Annotated in this window: 14 protein-coding genes and 2 tRNA genes; 7 read left to right on the top strand and 9 right to left on the bottom strand. The window is 59.8% G+C overall.

Annotated features, from left to right (window positions below; translation table 11 throughout):
* Positions 1-150: 150 nt before the first annotated feature.
* Positions 151-1365, top strand: a complete 1215-nt coding sequence (locus WKI89_RS16850; protein WP_337871538.1) for a S8 family peptidase — start codon at positions 151-153, stop codon at positions 1363-1365.
* A gap of 65 nt (positions 1366-1430) precedes the next feature.
* Here WKI89_RS16850 and WKI89_RS16845 read toward each other — a convergent pair whose 3' ends face one another.
* From WKI89_RS16845 to WKI89_RS16825, 5 genes are all read right to left on the bottom strand, one after another.
* Positions 1431-2534 carry a VWA domain-containing protein gene (locus tag WKI89_RS16845; RefSeq protein WP_337871537.1) on the bottom strand — a complete coding sequence of 368 codons (1104 nt, stop codon included), beginning with the start codon at positions 2532-2534 and terminating at the stop codon, positions 1431-1433.
* Positions 2535-2599: 65 nt separating this feature from the next.
* Positions 2600-3499: a MoxR family ATPase gene (locus WKI89_RS16840; RefSeq protein ID WP_337871536.1), complete on the bottom strand. Its 900-nt coding sequence runs from the start codon at positions 3497-3499 to the stop codon at positions 2600-2602.
* Between the two features lie 67 nt (positions 3500-3566).
* Positions 3567-4403 (bottom strand): xanthine dehydrogenase family protein subunit M, encoded by an 837-nt coding sequence (locus WKI89_RS16835; RefSeq protein ID WP_337871535.1) that lies wholly within the window; start codon positions 4401-4403, stop codon positions 3567-3569.
* 156 nt (positions 4404-4559) lie between these two features.
* Positions 4560-6926 carry a molybdopterin cofactor-binding domain-containing protein gene (locus tag WKI89_RS16830; RefSeq protein ID WP_337871534.1) on the bottom strand — a complete coding sequence of 789 codons (2367 nt, stop codon included), beginning with the start codon at positions 6924-6926 and terminating at the stop codon, positions 4560-4562.
* Between the two features lie 47 nt (positions 6927-6973).
* A complete protein-coding gene (locus WKI89_RS16825) occupies positions 6974-7474 on the bottom strand; it encodes a (2Fe-2S)-binding protein (protein WP_337871533.1) in 501 nt (166 codons plus the stop codon).
* Between the two features lie 447 nt (positions 7475-7921).
* On the opposite strand from WKI89_RS16825, the gene WKI89_RS16820 reads away from it, so the two are divergent.
* The 3 genes from WKI89_RS16820 (at position 7922) to WKI89_RS16810 (ending at position 9237) form a co-directional block, all read left to right on the top strand.
* Positions 7922-9010, top strand: coding sequence for an XdhC/CoxI family protein (locus WKI89_RS16820; protein WP_337871532.1), 1089 nt, complete (start codon positions 7922-7924; stop codon positions 9008-9010).
* A 72-nt stretch (positions 9011-9082) separates the two neighbouring features.
* Positions 9083-9159, top strand: a tRNA-Met gene (locus tag WKI89_RS16815).
* 1 nt (position 9160) lies between these two features.
* Positions 9161-9237 (top strand) — tRNA-Met (locus WKI89_RS16810).
* Positions 9238-9445: 208 nt separating this feature from the next.
* Here the strand turns inward: WKI89_RS16810 and WKI89_RS16805 are convergent.
* Positions 9446-9811: a DUF5615 family PIN-like protein gene (locus tag WKI89_RS16805; RefSeq protein WP_337871531.1), complete on the bottom strand. Its 366-nt coding sequence runs from the start codon at positions 9809-9811 to the stop codon at positions 9446-9448.
* Positions 9808-10026: a DUF433 domain-containing protein gene (locus WKI89_RS16800; protein WP_337871530.1), complete on the bottom strand. Its 219-nt coding sequence runs from the start codon at positions 10024-10026 to the stop codon at positions 9808-9810. The genes WKI89_RS16805 and WKI89_RS16800 overlap by 4 nt, the downstream gene beginning before the upstream one ends.
* A 208-nt stretch (positions 10027-10234) precedes the next feature.
* Between WKI89_RS16800 and WKI89_RS16795 the strand changes: the two genes are divergently transcribed.
* The 3 genes from WKI89_RS16795 to WKI89_RS16785 all read left to right on the top strand — a co-directional run bounded on the left by WKI89_RS16795 (position 10235) and on the right by WKI89_RS16785 (position 12659).
* Positions 10235-11056: a purine-nucleoside phosphorylase gene (locus WKI89_RS16795; protein ID WP_337871529.1), complete on the top strand. Its 822-nt coding sequence runs from the start codon at positions 10235-10237 to the stop codon at positions 11054-11056.
* A gap of 81 nt (positions 11057-11137) precedes the next feature.
* Complete coding sequence (locus WKI89_RS16790) at positions 11138-11782, top strand: YggS family pyridoxal phosphate-dependent enzyme (RefSeq protein ID WP_337871528.1); 645 nt, start codon at positions 11138-11140, stop codon at positions 11780-11782.
* A gap of 382 nt (positions 11783-12164) precedes the next feature.
* On the top strand, positions 12165-12659 hold the full coding sequence (locus WKI89_RS16785) for a DivIVA domain-containing protein (protein ID WP_337871527.1): 495 nt from the start codon (positions 12165-12167) through the stop codon (positions 12657-12659).
* A 138-nt stretch (positions 12660-12797) separates the two neighbouring features.
* Here WKI89_RS16785 and WKI89_RS16780 read toward each other — a convergent pair whose 3' ends face one another.
* A complete protein-coding gene (locus WKI89_RS16780) occupies positions 12798-13328 on the bottom strand; it encodes a YdcF family protein (RefSeq protein WP_337871526.1) in 531 nt (176 codons plus the stop codon).
* A gap of 15 nt (positions 13329-13343) precedes the next feature.
* Positions 13344-13766, bottom strand: a complete 423-nt coding sequence (locus WKI89_RS16775; protein WP_337871525.1) for an HAD-IA family hydrolase — start codon at positions 13764-13766, stop codon at positions 13344-13346.
* Between the last annotated feature and the right edge of the window lie 170 nt (positions 13767-13936).

The raw sequence follows: 13936 nt of genomic DNA, 5'->3' as shown, positions 1-13936 counted from the left end.
CACCCAGACGTAGGTAGCCACCAGGAGGGTTTCTGCGTCAAGATAGTACAGGGGGTGCTCTCTGTGGGTTTCCATAGCACCCCCTCTTTTTTACATCCCCTGGGGTAGGTCAAGTAGCACACGAAGGTATATCTAGTGGGAGGTTTGTGCATGTATCGTCGCATCACACTGGCTTTGAGCGCTTTGTTGTTGGCGGCCTGTGGAACTAAGATTGGTTCGGATACCCAGGTTCCGCTGCTTGGACTTGACAACCCCAATGTGGTTCAAGGTCAGTACATCGTGGTTTACAAAGAGGATGCCAATGTGCTGGCATCGCTGCAAAGCCTCAAGGCTAGCCTTGGGGGCATCAGTGTACAGCGGCAGTCTGATCTGCAGAGCCTAGGTCTGTCAGCCGATGCCAACGTACAACAGGTCTACACGGCTGCTTTGCAAGGTTTGGCGGTGCAGCTTTCGCCGGAAAACCTCGCTGCCCTGCGCCAAGATGCCAGGGTGGCTTACATCGAAGCAGACCAACTGATGAGCATTGATGCAACTCAGTCGGGTGCAACCTGGGGTCTGGATCGGATTGACCAGCGGGCCTTGCCCCTGAGCACTACCTACACCTACACCAATACGGGGTCTGGGGTGAATGCCTATATCATTGATACCGGAATCCGCATCAGCCATAGCGAATTTGGTGGCCGAGCATCGGTAGGCTACGACGCCATAGGCGACGGACAGAATGGCAACGACTGCAATGGCCACGGCACCCATGTGGCCGGTACGGTAGGGGGCTCGTTGTACGGCGTAGCCAAAAACGTGCGCTTGTATGCCGTGCGGGTCCTGAATTGCAGCGGCTCGGGTACCAACTCGGGTGTGATTGCTGGCGTGGACTGGGTTCGGCAGAACGCCCAAAAGCCGGCGGTAGCCAACATGAGCCTGGGTGGAGGGGCCTCGAGCGCCCTCGACACCGCAGTTAACAATGCCATCAACGCCGGGATTACCTTTGCCCTGGCGGCTGGCAACAGCAACCGCGACGCCTGTAGTTTCTCCCCGGCCCGCGTGGCCGCCGGCATTACCGTAGGGGCCACCACCTCTACCGATACCAGGGCCTCGTACTCCAACTACGGCAGGTGCCTGGATCTCTTCGCGCCCGGCTCCTCCATCACCTCGGCCTGGATTAGCAGCAACACTTCGACCAATACCATTAGCGGTACCTCGATGGCGACGCCCCATGTGGCTGGGGTGGCAGCTCTCTATCTGCAAAGCAACCCTGCCGCCAGCCCCTCCGCGGTGCGTAACGCCCTTGTGGGCAACGCGACGGTGGGCGTGGTGAGGAGCGCCGGGTCGCGCTCGCCCAACCTGCTGCTGTACAGCAACTACTGATCGCCAGCAAATCATCCCCTGCAAACGCCCGCCCTTGTAACGGCGGGCGTTTTGGTTCTATGCCCTTAGCGGGGCGACTCGAGCCCTGCCAGGGCTTCCACCAGCATCTCGAGGCTCGAGAGGTTGTGGATCGGCAAAAAATTGTCAATGAAAGGCATTGCTGCCACCAGCCCCCTGGTGAGCGGCTGATAGCCCGGGGTACCGATCAACGGATTGAGCCAGATGAGTCGGTGGCAGGATTTCTGCAGGCGCTCCATCTCGAAGGAAAGAAGCTCGGGTTCCCCCTGATCCCAGCCGTCGGATATGACCAGCACGATGGCACCACGACCTAGTACCCGCTTGGCCCAGGTCTGATTGAAGCTGTGCAGACAGGCCCCAATCCGCGTACCGCCCGACCAGTCCTTGACTTGCTGTCCGACCTCACTGAGCGCAGCGTCCACACTGCGTTTTTTGAAGGTACGGGTAATACGGGTCAGCCGGGTGCCAAAGGTAAAGGTTTCGATCTGCCGTACCCCATGACGAGATTGTTGCAAGCTAAAAGCATGCAAGAAGTGCAACAACATTCGGGCGTAGCGCTCCATCGAGCCGGACACGTCAGCCAGGGCGATGATAGGCCGGGGCTTGGTTTTATGGGCGCGCCGAGCTAGTTCCACCAACTCACCCTGATGTTTGAGCGAGCGGCGGAAGCTTCGGCGGATGTCAAGTTGCTCTTTGCCGGTGGTTTTCATGCGCCGGGTACGGCGCTCGGGGGGGTTCCAAACAAAATTGTATAGAAGCCTTTGGGCCGCCTCGAGCTCTCTGTCGGTCATGTGATCGAAGCGCTTTTGCTTAAGCACCTCGGTCTCGGAGAAGGTAAGTGCTCGGTCAACGATGGGCAGTGGATGATCGTTGGATTCACCAGAGGAACGGGACTCGCGTCCAACCTCGCCCGGTTTGGCCTTTTGCTCTTTTTTGGGTGGAAGGGTGGTCTGGCTCAGCAGCTCACTGGGGAAGTGCTCGAGGCCCAGGTTTTGCCAGAATTTGCGAAAGGCCTCGGCAAACTTAGCCTGGTCTTCTCTGCGGGTAACCAGCGTGCACGCAGCGGCATGGAAAAAGGCCACCGGATCGAAGATGGAGATTTCCCCAAGCGCACGGGCGAAAGTAGCTGTTTGTCCGGGGGTTACGACCATACCCTCTGCCCGCAGGGTTCGCACAAAACCGACGACATGGCTCAATAACTGTCCGGTGGGTGCGGTCATAGCGTGGCGGGCATCTGGGCTTTGGCCAACAGGTTCTGGGCCTGATTTTTGGCCTTCACCACATCATCCTGGTATTTGAGCAGCACGCCCAGGGTTTCCTCGATGATGTTTATGGAAAGCGCGGTCTGGTCGAGTGCGATCAGTGAGGAGGCCCAGTCCAAGGTCTCGGCCACACCAGGGGCTTTGTAGAGGTCTAGTTTGCGCAACTCCTGTACAAAAGCCACTGCTTGTTGAGCCAGTTTTTCTGGCACGCCCGGGACCTTCTCGCGCACAATTTTGTATTCCTTCTCAAAGCTAGGGTAGTCAATCCAGTAGTACATGCAGCGCCGCTTGAGGGCATCATGTATTTCGCGGGTGCGGTTGGAGGTGATCACCACCACTGGCGGCTGCTGGGCTTTGAGGGTGCCCACCTCGGGCACGGTAATCTGCCAGTCCGAAAGGAACTCGAGCAAAAAGGCCTCAAACTCCTCATCGGCCCGATCCAGCTCATCAATCAGCAGCACCGGGGCTTTGCCATGGGTGCTCTCCAGGGCTTGCAGCAAGGGGCGCTTGAGCAAAAACTCCTGGCTAAACACCTCATGCCGCACTTTTTCCTGGTCTTGCTCGCCCGTGGCCTCCATCAGCCGGATTTGCATCATCTGGCGTGCATAGTCCCATTCATAGACCGCACTGCTGATGTCGAGCCCTTCGTAGCATTGCAGCCGGATAAGCCGGGTGGAAAGCATCTGAGCCAATACCTTGACAATTTCGGTTTTCCCAACCCCAGGCTCCCCTTCAAGCAACAGGGGACGTCCCAACTTGAGGGCTAGAAAGACCGCCACCGAGAGTCCCTTATCGGCGATATAGCGATGGGCCTCGAGGGCTTTTTGGGTCTCCTCTACAGATGTCGGATACATGATTTTATCTTCACATAAAAGAGAGGGGCCGAATTACCTCAGCCCCTCACAATTGAGCCGCGAACCGCTACAGCCCAGCGGCCTGCATCAGGGCCCGCTTGGCCATCACATCCACCAGGTGTGCGCGGTACTCCTTCGATGCGACCAGGTCGTGGTTGAGGTTGTCGGCGGGTAGCAAGCCCTGGCAGGCGGCGGCGATGTTCTCGGCGGTTAGCGCTTTGCCGGCAAGGGCCTGCTCAAGTTGGGTCAGCCGCATGGCGTGCTCCCCTGCGCCCGTCACTGCAGCCCGTAGGCCACCGGGGCCAATCACCACCGCCACCCCCACCACCGCGTAGCGGCTGGCCGGATGCGGAAACTTGGCATAGGCCATGCGGGCCCCCGGCCGAACCGGAATGTGCACCTCGGTCAGAATCTCACCCTCCTGCAGCGCGGTGCTGAACATACCGGTAAAAAACTGCTCGGCCTCCACCACCCGGCTGCCGGAGGGCCCCTGAACTTTGATCTGGGCGCCCAGCGCCAGCATGGAGGCCGGAAGGTCGGCGGCAGGGTCGGCGTGGGCCAGCGATCCACCGATGGTGCCCTTGGCCCGTACCATGGGGTCGCCAATCAGGCTCACTGCCTGGGGGATGATGGGGCAGTGCGCTTTGAGGAGGTCGGAGGTTTCCAACTCGCGGTAGGTGGTCATGGCCCCGATCACCAGGGTGTCACCGTCGCGGCGGATGCCCCGCAACTCGGCTACCTTGGAGATGTCAATCAGGGCCGAAGGCGAGGCCAAACGCAGCTTCATGGTGGGAATGAGGCTGTGACCGCCTGCCAGCAGCTCGGCATCTGGGTGCTGTTGAAGGAGGCTAATGGCCTCTGCAAGGCTCCCGGCTTTTTTGTAAGCAAACTCGGATGTGTACATTCAAACCCTCCATCTGGAGCAGGGGAGCGGGGACATGGTGGAGTTTTTGTCTGCTGCGACGCGCGCTCCCCTGCCTGTTTACCTCGATGCAGATGCTTCTTTGGTGTCCGGCATTCTTTGGCTCAGTGCATACCACCGGACTGGTTGCGGCTCAGGCTAATCCGCAGCCTGGGCCAGCCTGCTGCCATGAATGGCCCGCCAGACCTTTTCCGGGGTATAAGGCATATCGAGGTGCACGATGCCAAAGGGCTGCAGGGCATCCATCACCGCATTGGCCACCGCCGCGGTGGAGGCGATGGTGCCAGCCTCGCCGATGCCCTTGACGCCCAGGGGGTTGTGCGGGCAGGGGGTCACGGTGTGGTCGTGCTCGATCTGCACCAGGTCGTCGGCGCGGGGCAGGGTGTACTCGAGGAAGTTCCCCGAGAGAATCTGGCCTTCCTTGTCGTAGACCGCTTCTTCCAGGAGTGCTTGCCCAAGGCCCTGGGCGATGCCGCCGTGTACCTGCCCTTCGGCAATCAGCGGGTTGATCACCGGGCCGCAGTCGTCCACCGAGAGGTAGCGCAGGAGCCTAACCTTGCCGGTGTCGGGGTCTACCTCCACCACCGCGATGTGGGTACCGAAGGGGTAGACGAAGTTTTTGGGGTCGTAGAAGTGGGTGGCCTCGAGGCCGGGCTCGAGGTCGGCGGGGTAGTTGTGGGCCAGGTGGGCTTGCAGGGCTATGTCGAAGAAGGTCTTGGCCTTGTCGGGCACCCCCTTGACCATGAACTTGCCGTCCTCGTGAACGATGTCTTCGGGGGCGGCCTCCAGCAGATGGGCGGCAATCTTTTTGGACTTGTCAATGATCTTCCGGGTCGCCAGCACGATGGCCGAAAGGCCGGTGGGCGCCGAACGCGAGCCGTAAGAGCCCCAGCCGTAGGGCATCCGCCCGGTGTCGCCGTGCACCAGCACCACATCTTCTACTGGAACTTGGAGCTCGTCGGCCACCACCTGGGCGAAGGCCGTCTCGTGGCCCTGGCCGTGGCTGTGGGTGCCGGTGAAGACCTCCACCTTGCCGGTGGGCATGACCCGTACCAGCGCGCTTTCCCACTGCCCAGCCTGGGCGCCCAGGCTACCCACCAGGGCCGAGGGGGCCAGCCCGCAGGCCTCGATATAGGTCACCACGCCAATCCCCATGTACCGGCCCTGCTTGCGCCACTCCGCTTGCTGCTGGCGCAGTTGCTGGTAACCCACCAGTTCTAGAGCCTTATCCAGGTTGGCCTCGTAGTTGCCGGAGTCGTACTGCAGGGCCACCGGGGTCTGGTAGGGGAAAGCCTCGGGGGGAATCAGGTTCTTGCGGCGGAACTCCACCGGATCCATGCCCAGCTCGTGGGTCATCACGTCCACCAGGCGCTCGAGCAGATACGTGGCCTCGGGCCGCCCGGCGCCCCGGTAGGCGTCCACCGGCGTGGTGTGGGTGAAGGGAGCGGTCACGTGGCAGTAGATGTGGGGGGTGGTGTAGGTGCCGGCCAGCAAGCAGCCGTACAGGTAGGTGGGCACCGCCGGGGCAAAGGTGGTCAGATAAGCCCCCATGTTGGCAATGGTGTCCACCCGCAAGGCGGTAATCTTGCCGTTCTGGTCTACCGCCATCTCGGCCACGGTCTCGTGGTCGCGCCCGTGGGAGTCGGTCACAAAGCTCTCCGAGCGGCGGGCCGTCCACTTGACCGGGCGGCCCAGCTTTTTGGCCGCGTAGAGCACAATTATTTCTTCCGGGTACTGGTAAATCTTGCTGCCAAAACCCCCGCCCACATCCGGGGCAATCACCCGCAGCTTGTGCTCAGGGATACCCATAATAAAGGCCGCGATCAACAGGCGGTGGATGTGGGGGTTCTGGCTGGTGGTCCAGAGGGTGTACTCGTCGCTGGCCTTGAGGTACTGGGCCAGCGAGGCCCGCGGTTCCATGGCGTTGGGCACCAGCCGATTGTTGCGCAGCGTGAGCTTGACGGTCTTGTAGGCGCTGGCAAAAGCTTTGTCTACCGCCTCTTTATCGCCAATGCTCCAGGTGAAACAGATATTGTCGGGTATGTCGTCGTGGACGGCAGGCGCGCCGGGTTTGAGCGCCTCACTGCCCAGCGAAACCGCCGGCAGGGGTTCGTAGTCTACTTCTACAAGCTGCGCGGCATCCTCGGCAATCTGGCGGGTCTCGGCGATGACCGCGGCCACGATGTCGCCCACATGCCGGGCCTTATCGAAGGTGATGGCGTAGTGGGGCGGGGTTTTGATGCCGGGGTGCAGCCAGCCGGTGGGAATCCCGTTGATGCCAGCATCCTTCATCTCCTGCCCGGTAATCACCGCCAGCACCCCAGGATGCGAGCGGGCCTTGGAGACGTCAATTTTCTTGATCCGGGCATGGGCGTACGGCGAACGAACCATGGCCGCGTGCACCATGCCGGGCAGGGTCATGTCGTCGGTGTAGTTGCCGGTGCCGGTAATGAAACGGGGGTCTTCGACCCGCCTCATGGCCTTGCCAAATAGTTTTTCTGCCATTGTGCTCTCCCTTGTTTAGCTCAAGGTTTTTGGTCCCGCGTTTGAGATTAGTCGTCCGCTGCCGCTCCAACCTTGCCGGCCATCTTGTCGGCGGCATACTGTACGGCCCGCACGATGTTGTGGTAGCCGGTACAGCGGCACAGGTTGCCCTCCAGGGCATGCCGGATTTCTTCTTCGTTGGGCCGCGGGTTTTTGTTGAGCAGATCGGCTGCCGCCATAATCATGCCGGGGGTGCAGAAGCCACACTGCAGCCCGTGCATCTCCCAGAAACCCTCCTGCACTGGATGCAGGCTGCCCATGCTTCCCAAACCTTCGATGGTTGTAACGCTACTGCCATCGGCCTGCACCGCGAACAGCGTGCACGACTTCACAGCCTGCCCGTCGAGGTGCACCACGCAAGCCCCGCATTGGCTGGTATCGCAGCCCACGTGCGTGCCGGTGAGCCCCAGAGTCTCGCGCAGATAGTGAACCAGCAAAAGCCTCGGCTCGACCTCGCTGTGATGTTCGACGCCGTTGACCACAACCTTGATGTGTACTTTCTCTGCCATGCTTCCTCCTTGGTGTAGGGGTGGGTAGATTCGAAACGTGATGCCGGTGTATCAGGCGAGGGGTGGACCTTGGTCGCCGCCTTGAAAACCAGGAAGACGGTTGATGACCGTATGGTTGCCCTGATTGGATGTCCAGGTAAAAATTGGCCTTTGCAAGCCTTTACCCACACCTGAGCGCCAGGCTTTGGGGTGAATCCGAGGGGTGAAAGGAAGTCTAAGCAATGCAGCACCTCAGGAGCCAGAGCTATCGAAAACGATTCCAGGTACACCAAACCAATCGAGCAGGTACACCTGTAACTGAAATCTTTAAGCATAACTATATAACCTCAAAGATGAGAGTGGCAAGAAGTCGCTTGATTTGCGCATAGCAGGAAACCGGTTAAATGTGTGCTGCCAACAGAGTTGTAAGGTTGTGGTGGGTGTAACTTAGGAAAAGAGGAACAGCGTATGGCTAACCAGACTCCCATGCTTTTAGCGGCCCTCGAGGCCGCCTGGGCCGAGGGTAAACAGACCGCGCTGGCGACGGTGGTGCGGGTAATTGGCTCGGCCTACCGACGTGAAGGGGCCAAGATGCTGGTACGCGAGGATGGCGGCTCGGCCTGCATGATCTCCGGGGGTTGCCTGGAGCAGGAGATGATCGAGATTGCCATGCAAATCCTGGCCCGGGGCCGTGCTGAACGTACCATTTTCGACTACAACGAAGAGAAGACCTGGTGGCCCGGCTGCGGTGGCACGGTGGAGGTCTGGGTGGAGCCGGTCGAGCCCCAGGGGATGCTCCACCGCTGGTTGCAGGAGACCACGGCCTCGGAGCCTTCGGTGCTGGCTACGGTGATTGGGGGTGGGGAAGGGCGGGTCTGGCTCAAGCCAGATGGAGCGCTCGAGGGCCAGATTACCCCTCCCGAACTGCACGAACAGGTAGTTCGAATCGCCCGGCAGATGCAGGGGGGCACCTCCCGTCCCACCACCCGCTACGTGCAGGAGGCCGAAGTATTTTTCGACGTGAGCAGCCCCATCCCCGAGCTGGTTTTGTTTGGTGCCGGCCACGACGCCAAGCCCATGGCGAACCAGGCCCTGGTGCTGGGCTTCAAGGTGACGGTGGTGGATGCCCGGCCCGAGTTGTTGCGGGGTTTCGAGGGCTGCCAGACCATTCAGGCCGCGCACGACGAATTTGCCCAGAAAATCAGTCTGACGCCCCGCCTGCACATAATCATCATGAACCACCACCTCGATATTGACCGCCAGGCCCTGCGTTTTGCCCTCGAGTCCCCGGCGCGGTATGTGGGTATGCTGGGCCCGCGCAACCGGCTGGAAAAAATCCTGGATGCGCTCAAAAACGAAGGCTTCGTGCCCAACCCGGAGCAACTGGCCCGCCTGCGCAACCCCATTGGGCTGGACATCGGCGCTGAAAGCCCGGAAGAGATCGCAGTGGCAGCCTTAGCCGAGATAGTGGCCCTGCAAAGGGGCTTCCAGGGCGGCTTTTTGAACGATAAGAAAGCCGGGATTCACGAGGCAGCCACGGTTTCGTTGCTTACCTGAGCGCCTTGACGGTAGAGGGTTTCCCGCCTAAGATTGAGTTTGCGGCTTGGGGACGACCCCCCATCCGAACGACGCAGGGTGGAGCAGTCTGGTAGCTCGTCGGGCTCATAACCCGAAGGTCACAGGTTCAAATCCTGTCCCTGCAACCATGGCTATGTAGCTCAGCTGGTTAGAGCACACGACTCATAATCGTGGTGTCGGCGGTTCAAGTCCGCCCATAGCCACCAGTCCAGGGCGCAAAAAACCCGAGGGTGTGAATCCTCGGGTTCGCGTTTGACCCCATAGCTTGACCCCAACTATGGTATGAGCGGATTGTGAAGTCACCGAGCTTGTCGAGGTGACCCGTTGAAAGTACGGTCATCCTATCGCTCGAGGTTTGAGTAAGCCCTCAGCTTCAAGAATTCACACTGGCTGCGCATGCCAGCCCCGCCCTCATTACCCCAAAGGCAACGGACGCACGCGAATCCGCTGTGCGTCCATTACCACAATAGCCCCGGTCTCGAGCTCCTCCACCGCTGTCGCCAGGACTCGCAGCAGGTGCTCTCCGCTGGCCTCGGGCCGCAGATCCACTCCCCGCAAAATCACCACGCTGGGCCTTGCTTCGCGGCTGTAAGCCAGCAGGTCGCCAAAGTCGAGATCGTGGGTCAGGAGCAAGTAACCTTCCCTGGCGGCGAAGCGCAACACCTCGAGGTCATTCGCACTGGCCAGCCCCACCTCCGACCAGCGTACGGCCTGGTAGCCCCGTTCATGCAAAAACCCCACCCAGCGAGGGGTGAGGTTCATGTCCAGCAGGATTTTCAAACCACAACCTCGCGCTCCTCGGCTAGAAAGACCGCGTATTCTAGCGCAGCGTCAATATCCTCCGGCTCGATCTCGGGGTAGTCGCGCAGGATTTCCGCTGGCGACTGGAAACGTAGCTGGTTGAGAATGGTGCCCACGGTGATGCGCGTTCCCCGAATGCAGGGCCGCCCGCCCATAACCAGCGGATTGAAGGTAATACGCTCGGACAGCCTCACAGGATCATGTTAGCACGCTCGAGCGTAGGCTTCAGATACTCCAAGTTCCGGCCCGGAGATTGTTTGACCGTCCATCCTTGGCCCATCAGGCCGATTGCGGGATGCCCAACCGACATGGATAATTGGAAAGTGCCGACGACCAAGGTAGACCAGCACATCCCCAAGGGTGCTCTACTCCCTGCGCCTTGTTTGCGGTAGATTTGGGGTTATGAGTTCGATCTACGACCAGATTCAGGAGACCGTAAACCACATTCGCGCCCAGACCGACTTTGTACCCGAGGTGGGCATTGTGTTGGGTTCGGGGCTGGGGCCGCTGGGGGATGAGATCGAGACGGTGGCGAGTTTTCCGTATGCGGCACTGCCCAACTTCCCCCAGTCCACCGCGCCGGGGCACGAGGGGAAGCTTATTTTGGGGCGGCTCGAGGGCAAAAACGTACTGGCCTACAAGGGCCGGGTGCACTGCTACGAGGGCTATACCGCGGCGCAGGTCTCATTTCCCGTGCGGGTGGGCTACTTTCTGGGGGCAAAAACCTTTTTCATCACCTCGGCGGCCGGGGGGCTCAACCCCAGCTGGCACGCGGGGGAGCTGATGCTGCACAACGACTACATCAACTACGCACCCCTCTCGCCCCTCACCGGCCCCAATGACGAGCGCCTGGGGCCGCGCTTTCCCGTGACCTTTGACGCTTACGACCTAGAGCTGCGAGCGCTGGCGCACAAAGTGGCTCGAGCCCAGGACTTCACCCTGCGCGAGGGCGTGTATGCCTGGTGGCCGGGGCCGCAGTTCGCCAGCCGGGCCGAGCTTAAGCTGCTGCGCACCCTGGGGGCCGATGCCATCGGGATGTCCACCGTGCCCGAGGTGATTGCCCTGCGGCACCTGGGGGCTCGGGTGCTGGGCCTTTCCACCATCACCGATATGGCCGTGCCCGAGCGCGACCACCACGCCACCGAGCAGGAGGTGCTGGCCACCGCGGCCCGGAGCGGGGCGCTGTTCCGCAGGTTTGTGCGGGGGATTCTGGCGGCCATCTGAGGTGGCCCGTTTGCCGCTAGGTTTTTAGGGCCTCGGGCCGCCAAAGACCCTGCTAATCTCTAATGAAGTACCCACTCAACTATGAGTCTTCCCGGTGTCCTGGAGCGTATTGAAAAAGCCTGTGGCCGTGTGGGTCGTGATCCGAAAGGTGTCCGACTGGTAGCGGTGACTAAAGAACACACCGTTGCAGAAATTCGTGAGCAGGTGCTGCGCTACGGCCACTTCCCCCTGGGGGAGTCGCGCATTCAGGAGGCTCTGCCCAAGATGGAGGCGCTTTCGGCCGAATGGCACTTTATTGGGCCCTTACAGCGCAACAAGGCCAAGTTTGCGGTGCGCTTCGAGCTAATCCACTCCATAGACTCGCTGCGCCTGGCCGAGGCTGTGGCCCGCAAGGCGCTCGAGCACGGCAAGGTGCAGCGGGTACTCCTGGAACTCAACCTGGGGCGCGAACCCCAGAAGCACGGTTTTCTGGAAGAAGAACTGCCCCAGGCCATGGCCCAGATCCAGGCCCTGGAAGGGCTGAGGGTGGAGGGCCTGATGACCGTGGCCCCCTACACAGACAACCCCGAGACGGTGCGGCCCATATTTGCCCAGCTCTCCCAGCTGGCCGACCGGTATGGGCTACCTGAGCGCAGCATGGGGATGTCGGGCGACCTCGAGGTAGCGGTGGAGGAAGGGGCCACGCTGGTGCGGGTGGGGCGAGCCATTTTTGATCCAGGGACGTAATCAGAAACCTTTCCAACTCGCTCAGGTTTGACACTTTGAATGCATCAGCTATAACCCAAATAAAACTATTCAATCCCTGGCGAGGTTAGCGTTATACCGTTTCCGCTTGAATCCTTCACCGTTGGACGGAGTCAGAGGTGAAGGATTCAAGCCGACCGAAGGGAGTAGAAAAGCATTTCGGTAGTATCGTTTAGGCTTGCCGAAGTGAACGATACTGCCGAAATGCGTATTAGTGGGATGAATCAACAAGTTTTTATATGATTTTGTGTTCGCCTGGCAAAGATGGGCGGCATGGTTCAAAGACAAAGCTGCCTTGTACCTTAGGTCTGCAGAGTACGGTAACTTATCGAAATTCGGTTACTGGCTGTAGTAGTCTAAAGCCGTGGAAGAGCGCATGACCGGTGAGTTTCGCATCGAACGCGGTGAACGCAGCGACCTGACCCCTTTGGATATCCGCTACCAGGAGTTTCGCCAGGGCTTGCGCGGATATTCGGTGGCTGAGGTGCGGGAGTACCTGGGCCGGGTGGCCGACGTTCAGACCGCCCTCATCGAAGAAAACGAGCGCTTGCGCAGCTACATCCGCGAGCTCGAGGCCGAACTGGCCAAAGCCAGAGAAGGCGAGGCCGAGCTGAAGCGGGCCGTGGTGGCCGCCGAGCGCATCGCCCGCGAAATTAAAGCCCAGGCCGAGCGCGAAGCCGAACTCATCAAGCGGGAGACCGAGTCCGAGCGCCAGGCTGCGCTACAGGAGCTCATCGAGCAGATGAAGCGGATCAAAAACGATATCGAACAGGTACGCAATGAGCGCGAATTGTTTGTAGGTCAGTTCAGGGCTTTGTTAGAAGGCTACATGACTTCTCTGGATAGGTTCAAACGCTGAACAGGCTAGGTTTGTACCTGTCTTCTTAGGTCATGATGAGTTGAAAGTAATTCTCCATAGATTTTCGGTTCGTAAAACAAATGCTGGAACCTTGTGTTTGTTTTGCACTCTTGGCTCGGCCGGTCTGACCATATACCCTTACCGTAGACCCAACCGTGCAAGCGTAGCCAGCAAACTTTCGCGTTGCCAATAGGATTCTTTGAACTGCCCTCTAACTGCAAAACCGGTAGCTTTGAGGCCAATCTGCTCGGCCAGGATAAGCGCTCTGGGTAGGTGGGGTTCGTCGGTAACGATAATGGCTCTAGAATCGCCAATGATGGGAGCGATGTTGCTTAGGTTTTCCCAAGTACGTCGGCTTTGCCGTTCACAGTAAAGGGCCGAACGTGGAACACCCCTGGCTTGCAAGTAGCGACAACCCACTTCACCCTCGCTGTATCGGTCGCCCGGACGGCGCCCACCGGTCACGGCAATGCGGGGAGCATAGCCCTGACGATAGAGGCGCAGGGCGGCCTCGAGGCGGTTGCGCAGAATGGTGGACGGTTCACCGTTGTACTGGGCTGCGCCCAGCACCACGATCCAGTCGGCCTTTTGCAAGGCGCTGGAAGCAGCTCTAGGGTTATAAACCAGCATTCCTAGACCCACCAACACTATCGTGAACCACCATCGCATATCCAAATTCTACCTCTATAGATGCTGCCGAAGTGCCTGCAACAGTTCTACAGGGTACTCGAAGCGGGGGTGGAATGTCGAGTTGTGGGGCGTTGCCAAAAACCACACCGTCATCTTCAGGGCCTGCGCCGCCTGCAAATCGCCCTCCGAGTCCCCGATGTATATGGCCTCATGGGGTTTCAAACCAAAATGATCCAGGGCACGCTTTAACAGGGCAGGGCTGGGTTTGGGCGGGGCATCCTCGCGGGTTAGTATCAAGGCAAAAGCCAGGCTATGTTTTTGCAAGGCAATCTCGGTAGCGGCCCGGTGGTTGTTGGTGAGGAGTGCAGTTGGCAGTCCTGAGTTGTCCAGTGCTGTGAGTAAGTCCACCATACCTTCACGCACTTGCGAACTGGCCGATAAGGCTTGCTCGTAGTGCAACAACTGATGGTGCAGCACAGATTGTTCTTCTGGCGGGCGTAGTGCGATTCCATCTAAAATGCCTTCGTGTGCTACTTGACCTACCCCAGGGGATGTAAAAAAGAGGGGGTGCTATGGAAACCCACAGAGAGCACCCCCTGTACTATCTTGACGCAGAAACCCTCCTGGTGGCTACCTACGTCTGGGTG

Source organism: Meiothermus sp. (assembly GCF_037443965.1).
Classification (GTDB): domain Bacteria; phylum Deinococcota; class Deinococci; order Deinococcales; family Thermaceae; genus Meiothermus.
The sequence above is the reverse complement of the archived record's forward strand: the minus strand, read 5'-3'. Positions and strand labels throughout refer to the sequence as shown.

Coding starts and splice junctions, on each gene's coding strand:
- WKI89_RS16780 (WP_337871526.1), bottom strand. CDS start 13,328: ATGCGATGGTGGTTCACGATAGTGTTGGTGGGTCTAGGAATGCTGGTT.
- WKI89_RS16830 (WP_337871534.1), bottom strand. CDS start 6,926: ATGGCAGAAAAACTATTTGGCAAGGCCATGAGGCGGGTCGAAGACCCC.
- WKI89_RS16845 (WP_337871537.1), bottom strand. CDS start 2,534: ATGGTCGTAACCCCCGGACAAACAGCTACTTTCGCCCGTGCGCTTGGG.
- WKI89_RS16790 (WP_337871528.1), top strand. CDS start 11,138: ATGAGTCTTCCCGGTGTCCTGGAGCGTATTGAAAAAGCCTGTGGCCGT.
- WKI89_RS16835 (WP_337871535.1), bottom strand. CDS start 4,403: ATGTACACATCCGAGTTTGCTTACAAAAAAGCCGGGAGCCTTGCAGAG.
- WKI89_RS16825 (WP_337871533.1), bottom strand. CDS start 7,474: ATGGCAGAGAAAGTACACATCAAGGTTGTGGTCAACGGCGTCGAACAT.
- WKI89_RS16820 (WP_337871532.1), top strand. CDS start 7,922: ATGGCTAACCAGACTCCCATGCTTTTAGCGGCCCTCGAGGCCGCCTGG.
- WKI89_RS16850 (WP_337871538.1), top strand. CDS start 151: ATGTATCGTCGCATCACACTGGCTTTGAGCGCTTTGTTGTTGGCGGCC.
- WKI89_RS16840 (WP_337871536.1), bottom strand. CDS start 3,499: ATGTATCCGACATCTGTAGAGGAGACCCAAAAAGCCCTCGAGGCCCAT.
- WKI89_RS16795 (WP_337871529.1), top strand. CDS start 10,235: ATGAGTTCGATCTACGACCAGATTCAGGAGACCGTAAACCACATTCGC.